Below are 866 nucleotides of genomic sequence, written 5' to 3'. Positions count from 1 at the left end.
TGGTGGCGCAGGCGGTGCTGGGTGTCAGCGCTGATGAGCACGAGGCGTTCTTCCGCGAGTTGCTCGCGGGCGTGGATGAGCCGACGGCGCCGTTCGGGCTGTTGGATGTCCAGGGCGATGGTTCTGGAGTCAATGAGGCGTGCCTTGAGATATCGGCTGATTTGGCGCGTGAGGTACGTGCTTCGGCGCGGCGGCTCGGGGTAAGCGCGGCCAGCCTCTTCCACCAGGCGTGGGCGCAGGTGTTGGCGCGGCTGACCGACCGGGATGATGTGGTGTTCGGCACCGTGCTGTTCGGCCGGATGCATGGCGGTGCCGGTGCGGATCGAGGCATGGGGCTGTTCATCAACACGCTGCCGATGCGTATCAACGTGGGTGAGGACACCGTGGCGGCGGGGGTACGNGTACTCATGAGCTCTTGACGCGGTTGTTGCGGCATGAGCATGCGTCGTTGGCGTTGGCGCAGCGGTGTAGTGGTGTGCATGCGTCGATGCCGTTGTTCACCAGCCTGCTCAACTACCGGCACAGTGCCCCTGCTGCCTCGGAGGCCAGGGATGAGGTGTGGGAAGGGTTTGAGCCGCTGGGTGGTGAGGAGCGCACCAACTATCCCCTGACCGTGTCGGTCGATGATCTCGGCGAGGGTTTCGGTTTGACCGTCCAGGCGGTTGCGCGGGTGGATGCGGGCCGGGTGTGTGGGTTGGTGGAGAGGGCGCTGTTGGAGTTGGTGGGGGCTTTGCGGTCGGCGCCGGATACGCCGGTGCGGGAGCTGGATGTGTTGCCGGCGGCGCAGCGGGAGCTGGTGGTGCACGCCTGGAATGCGGTGGAGTCGTTCGAGGCTCCGGGCTGTGTGCATGAGTTGTTTGAGCGGC

The 866-nt window shown here is 65.9% G+C and carries 2 protein-coding genes; both read left to right on the top strand.

Annotated elements, in window-relative coordinates; genetic code table 11:
* Nucleotides 1-2: 2 nt before the first annotated feature.
* Nucleotides 3-419 carry a condensation domain-containing protein gene (locus IEJ02_RS50990; protein WP_498067152.1) on the top strand — a complete coding sequence of 139 codons (417 nt, stop codon included), beginning with the start codon at nt 3-5 and terminating at the stop codon, nt 417-419.
* 68 nt (nt 420-487) lie between these two features.
* Nucleotides 488-866 (top strand): hypothetical protein (locus IEJ02_RS50985; protein WP_369075669.1); only part of this gene is annotated, 379 nt, incomplete at its 3' end.

The sequence above is a fragment of the Streptomyces sp. 5-10 genome (genome assembly GCF_014712245.1).
GTDB lineage: Bacteria > Actinomycetota > Actinomycetes > Streptomycetales > Streptomycetaceae > Streptomyces > Streptomyces violaceusniger.
This window is presented reverse-complemented; position numbering and strand designations above follow the sequence as displayed.